General features: G+C 39.7%; 7 protein-coding genes. All 7 read right to left on the bottom strand.

The genetic code is table 11. The features are described 5' to 3' along the window. Positions 1-602 precede the first annotated feature (602 nt). Complete coding sequence (gene arsC / locus FC65_RS08195; protein ID WP_056972276.1) at positions 603-1,019, bottom strand: arsenate reductase (thioredoxin); 417 nt, start codon at positions 1,017-1,019, stop codon at positions 603-605. Between the two features lie 22 nt (positions 1,020-1,041). Then, positions 1,042-1,377: an arsenite efflux transporter metallochaperone ArsD gene (gene arsD, locus FC65_RS08200; RefSeq protein WP_025013532.1), complete on the bottom strand. Its 336-nt coding sequence runs from the start codon at positions 1,375-1,377 to the stop codon at positions 1,042-1,044. 36 nt (positions 1,378-1,413) lie between these two features. After that, positions 1,414-2,709 (bottom strand): arsenic transporter, encoded by a 1,296-nt coding sequence (locus FC65_RS08205; RefSeq protein WP_016373381.1) that lies wholly within the window; start codon positions 2,707-2,709, stop codon positions 1,414-1,416. 42 nt (positions 2,710-2,751) lie between these two features. Beyond that, complete coding sequence (gene arsA, locus FC65_RS08210) at positions 2,752-4,482, bottom strand: arsenical pump-driving ATPase (protein WP_056972277.1); 1,731 nt, start codon at positions 4,480-4,482, stop codon at positions 2,752-2,754. A 52-nt stretch (positions 4,483-4,534) separates the two neighbouring features. After that, entirely contained in the window at positions 4,535-4,858 is a 324-nt protein-coding gene (locus tag FC65_RS08215; protein ID WP_056972278.1) for an ArsR/SmtB family transcription factor, read from the bottom strand. 122 nt (positions 4,859-4,980) lie between these two features. After that, entirely contained in the window at positions 4,981-5,556 is a 576-nt protein-coding gene (locus FC65_RS08220) for a recombinase family protein (protein ID WP_056972279.1), read from the bottom strand. A 7-nt stretch (positions 5,557-5,563) separates the two neighbouring features. Further along, positions 5,564-5,875, bottom strand: a complete 312-nt coding sequence (locus FC65_RS12205; protein WP_056972280.1) for a class I SAM-dependent methyltransferase — start codon at positions 5,873-5,875, stop codon at positions 5,564-5,566. Between the last annotated feature and the right edge of the window lie 144 nt (positions 5,876-6,019).

The following is a 6,019-nucleotide window of genomic DNA, read 5'->3' on the forward strand; positions in this document are numbered from 1 at the left end:
TTTCATTTACACAAACTTCTTGACACTCCCGCCCCTAATAGTTTGATGTTTACCGTGTATTGTAAAGTGTTTATATACTATAATTTAAAAAGTGTTCTGGACGATTAATATTCGTATTTGGTCACCAGATAGCTGGCGTTTTTGCTTGAATCTAAAACAATTTATCAGGGATAGTCGAATTAGCTTATGATCATAATATTGTTTTTAATCCGATAACGTTGTTAGGAATCAATAAAAGCATCATCATCACTTAGAAAACGTTAACTGTCCTTGGAACTTTGACAGCACGCTTGATCGATATGATAGTTCTTTTTAGTTAGTCATTCTATGGTAAGATGATCATCGATTTTTAATAACTTAATTTACAAACGAAAAGTCATAACAATGAGTATAAAAATAAAAGTCATCTGTCAAAAGGGAAGAAAAAATATTATGTCAAACAGAATAAATAAATACAAGACTGTTGCTTCAATTAGGGGTTAATGGAACATCCATACGAAAAGTAGCGGTAGGAAGCCGAACACTCAGAATGTTTGTTATCTGAATATACGGTTTTCTACCGCTATTTTAAAATTCGTATTGGTTACGGACCTACTGATTCCTCAGAGGTTACCGACTTTTGCTAAGTCAATAATCTGCTGCTCAATTTGATCTCTGACCTTCCGAAAAACTACTATTCTATCCTGTTCGGATCCAGCTGCTAAAGCCGGGTCTGGAAGTGGCCAATGCTTTTTCTTGACCGTTGGTGAGGTGACTGGACAGCGATCACGAGCGTCTCCACATAAGGTGACAACTAGGTCACTGTGAAGCAAATAATCGGGATCAATTAACTTTGATGTTTGCTGGGAAATATCTATTCCTTTTTCAGCCATAACTTTAACAGCCAATGGATTCAAGCCATGCACCTCGACTCCCGCACTGGCAACGCGCCAATCATTGCCTAAAATTTTTTTAGCGAATCCTTCAGCCATTTGACTTCGACAAGCATTTCCAGTACATAGAAAATAAATTTGTGTCATCATTAATCCTCCATCTAAACTATTAGTGAACCAAAGCAGCTACTAAATCCATGTCTAAGTAACTGCTAAACTCGTTAATGGTTGGGTATTCACCGGTTTTTACCAACTGACCATCCACTAACGTAATTGGTAAAGCATTTATACCCTGACGTTTTAGTTCTTGGGCAACAATCGGATTTCGAACAAAGGCATCGGGGTTCTGGGCTAAATTACGACGAATGAACATGGCCTGCCCCTGTGCATTCACACTGACATACCGCTGAATGGCCGTTGTTTGAATCAATTCCTTATCAACGCTGGGACCACAAACACCGGTTGAACAACACATTGCTGGTTCAAAAAGCTCTATTTTTTTCATTCTATTCATCTCCAAAGTAATTGTGATTTATATTTTCTAACCAAAAATCGATAATGATAACCAGAGGCCACATAGGGTAATAAACAACACTGGGATCGTGGTTACAATTCCAATTTTAAAATAAGTCCCCCATTTAATTTTAACTCCCTTTTGAGCTAACACATGTAGCCAGACTAATGTAGCCAAAGAGCCAATTGGGGTAATCTTAGGTCCCAAATCTGAGCCGATTATGTTTGCGTACACTAACGTATGATGGATGAGCCCTGAAACGTCAGCGCCTTTGATTGATAGTGCATTAATCATGACGGTCGGCATGTTATTCATTAATGACGATAAAAGTGCTGCTAAGTAGCCCATGCCCATTGTGGCAGCAAACCGACCACCTTTTGCGATTTCGGTAATGATACCTGATAATAATGTTGTTAGACCAACGTTCTGAAGGCCGTAGACTACGACATACATACCGATTGAGAAAAAGACAATGTTCCAAGGAGCTCCTTTAATCGCTGCCATCGCATTAACATGGGAACTTCTTTGACCAACTATCAGAAAAATAGCCGCAATACTCAGTGCGATAAAGGAGACGGGTATTCCTAAGAAACCGCTACTAAAGTAACCAATCAATAGGAGGATTAAGACGACCCATGAAAACTTGAAAAGTCGCTGATCTTTTAGTGCAGAACTGGGTTCCGCAACCTGAGTGGCATCAAATTTTCGTGGCAATGCTTTTCGAAAGTAAAGATACAGGATACCAATACTACCTAACAGCGAAAATAGATCAGGAATCCACATTCTTAACGCATACGCTGAAAAGGAAATTCCAAAAAAGTCTGCAGAGACAATATTTACCAAGTTACTAACAATCATTGGTAAAGAAGTGGTATCGGCAATAAAGCCACTGGCAATAATAAAAGGGAAAACTTGCTTTTCATCAAAGTGTAAGGCACGAACCATTGCTAAAACAATGGGGGTAAGAATCAGAGCAGCCCCATCATTAGCAAAAAGGGCAGCAACGACGGCGCCTAAGGTGGTCACCAAAATAAACATGCGAATACCGTGACCGTTTGCCCAGCGAGCCATGTGTAAGGCGGCCCATTCAAAAAATCCGATTTGATCTAAAATGAGTGAAATCAGAATAATAGCCACGAAAGATAAGGTGGCATTCCAGACAATTCCGGTAACTGTTCCAACATCTTTAAAACTCACCACGCCAAACAATAATGCTAAAATTGCACCACCAACGGCTGTCCATCCAATTGATAATCCTCTAGGTTGCCAGATAACGAATAATAATGTGAGTAAGAAAATTCCAACGGCAAAAAAGACTTGCATGATACCTCCTAAACTGATTAATTATTTTTTTCCTTTAATTAATTAAACCGTTAAAAGCGTTTTTTCGTAATTTGGTTGCCATTGCATAACAGCAAAATGATTATTCGAAAGCTCTTTTACCTGATCAATCCATTTAACTTCGCTTTGCACTCGAGCCAGCAAACATGGATCAGTGGTTTGAGTTGCCAACATACTTTGGTTGACCACCCACCAAGTATGAGCTAGACTGGCTCGCTTCAAATCGTCATCTAACCGCATTGATTCATAAACCGGCGTGGCTTCTGGTAGCGTTACCATAACAATTTCAGTTTGCTTAGGATCTTGTAGTCTTGGTAACAGATTAACGACTGCTTGTGGGACGCTGCCGGAGGTATGGGCAACTTCTTGAGCATAGCTTTGGGTCGAGTTTAACAGTAAGAGTGTATGACCAGTCGGAGCCGTATCAACCACAACGACGTCACTATCATTTTGGGCGACTAACTCAGCAAAAGCTCGGAAGACAGCAATTTCTTGAGTACATGGTGAACGCAAATCTTCAGCGACATAATCAACATCATTAGACTTCATGGTCTTTTTAGCAGTAGTGAGAACTTCGTTTTGATATTCTTTTAAAGACTTTTTCTCATCAATATGGCTCACCTTGATCAGCGGACTTGTGATTTTGAAGTATTTCAAATGATCAGCTGGGTCAGTGGTAGCTAAGTGCACGGTTTTGTGTTGAGCAGCTATCTTTTGGGCAATTTGAACGGCAACGGTTGTTTTACCAACGCCACCTTTGCCCATGGTGAAGATAATTTTTTTATTTGACTGCACTAAATTCTTCACGACAACATCCAGATCAGGAAAGTGACTAGCAGTAACCGGTTCCTCAGTGATTTGCGGCTGCTGGTCTTTCAATAGTAGTCGTAAATTAGCTAATCCCAATACGTTGTATGCTCGCAATGGGATTGCTAACTTGGGTAGACGGTCTAAAGTAACTGGCATATTCTGCAAATCAGCTTGCTGTTGTTTAAAAATAGTCTGCGAAACTGCGTCGGTTGGCTGATTTAAGATACCGTTAATGATTAGTTGCTGGTTCTTAATGTTTAAGGCTGCCAACTCATGTGAAGCGCGTTGTACCTCTAAAAGGGCGCCTTTTTGTGGCCGGGTAACTAAAAACAAAGTCGTCGCTTGAGGATTGCCTAAAGTTTCAACCGCTTTTTGATACATGGCTTTCTTATCATTTAAGCCAGCTAGTTGGCCGAGGCAGGATGCACCACGATCATTCTTATCCAGGTAATTACTCCAAGCAGAAGGCAATTGCAGCATTCTTAAGGTATGGCCGGTCGGCGCAGTATCAAAAATAATATAGTCAAATTGCTGATTAACCTTTGAACTGGTTAGAAAGTTGGCAAATTCATTAAATGCAGCAATTTCAACCGTACACGAGCCTGATAATTGTTCAGCCATATTCTGAAGGGCTTCTTTGGGCAACACGCCTCGATAAGGTTGAATAATCTGCTCGCGATACTCGTTAGCAGCAATGACCGGATCAAAGTTGGCAGCAAACAAACCGGAAATGTTTGGAATCGGTTTTGGCTGATTAGTTAAACTAACTTTAAAAACGTCCTGCAAGTTACTAGCTGGATCAGTGGAAACGATCATAACTCGGTGACCAGCATCAGCTAGGCTAATTGCAGTGGCACTGGCAACCGTGGTCTTGCCAACCCCACCCTTGCCGGTGAAAAATAGATACTTGGTTAAATCAATCTCTTGTGGCGAATACTTTTTCATCATTTTCCAGCTCCTTATATAGACATGCGTCTATGTATTGCTCAAAAAAAACTCAGTTGGCAACATCTTCTTCATAATCAGAACGTTGGCAAATGCAGTGCTCATCATTGGCTAACAGTTGGTCAGTATCTTGCTTAAACTCTCGGACAAACTTTTTTTGTAGGGAATAGTGTTGCCATTTCCCATCCTTTACCGCAAACACAATACCTGCATTTTGCAAAACCTTCATGTGATGAGACAAAGTGGGTTGAGAAAAATCAAAATGTTGGAGGATATCACAAGCACAAAGCGACCCACATGAAAGTAGGTCAATGATTTTTAAACGGTTAGGATCAGCCATCGCTTTTAACATTTGACCATAATTTTGATAATCCATTTTTTCTCCTTTCGTTACATAGATGATCATCTATGTATATTATAAGAGCTACTACAATGGCTTGTCAACTTTGTTAAAAACAAAGGTCATAAATCTTTTTTGAAATCCATAATATTTAGAAGTCAGTTGTGAGAAGCAGATGGGTCATCTTTTCTTTTAAGTCTTTTTAGTTTCAACCGATTCACTTCTCGATAAAAAGTCCCTGAGGAAATTTGGTTAATGGTTAAAATCTCTTTAACTGAATAGTCACCACTTTGATACATCCGAATGGCAATATCCAACTTTTCTTGGGCGATTCGTGGAAGGCCAACTGTTACGCCACGTCGACGACTGGCCGCAATCCCTTCTTTAACCCGATCGGCTAATAGATTTCGCTCCAGTTCCGCAATCACACTCATCATTTGCAGCATAGCCCGGCCAGTTGGTGTCTCGGTGTCCATCTGCTCCTTTAAAGAAACAAACTTAATTTGTTTTTGGTGCAACAGTTGAATCAGATTTAAAATATCCAACGTATTTCGGCCCAAGCGGGAAATGCTTTCAACGACCACGACATCATGAGCCCGAATGATCTGGAGAAGCTGGGTAATTCCCGGTCTTTTTTGCCGGGTCCCGGTAAATTTTTCTTGAATGATTTTTTCGGCACCATAAGCCGTTAATTGATCGATTTGGCGATTGAGATTTTGATCATCTTTTGACAATGGTTTATTATAAACTTTTTGATAATGAGTTTTTGAAAACGGTAGATTTAGATTTAATCCAAATATAGCTATATTTATATTCCTTCGGATTAGATAACATCAATGAGGCAGTAAACACCATAGCACCATTTTTCTTTACAATTCTATGATACTCCGTCCATAACTGGTCTAGTGGTATCACACTATCCCATTTATTTTGAGTTGTTCCATATGGCAAGTCAACCAGGAGAAAATCGATAGCATTATCTGGAATGGATTTCATAATCTCAAGGGTATCGCCTTGAGTAACGTTATTTATCATTTTTGAGTAGTTAATCATTAAATCAGCCTTTCATATTAACGGCTTTAGGGCCAATTTTATTTGTGGGTTATGGTTCAGTATATCATGAAGCCCCAAATAGCCACTAGGGTATACCCTAGTGGCCTTTTTTGATTCTGTGCTATACTAGGAATTACAAATGTT

The organism is Ligilactobacillus acidipiscis DSM 15836 (assembly GCF_001435755.1).
Lineage (GTDB): Bacteria > Bacillota > Bacilli > Lactobacillales > Lactobacillaceae > Ligilactobacillus > Ligilactobacillus acidipiscis.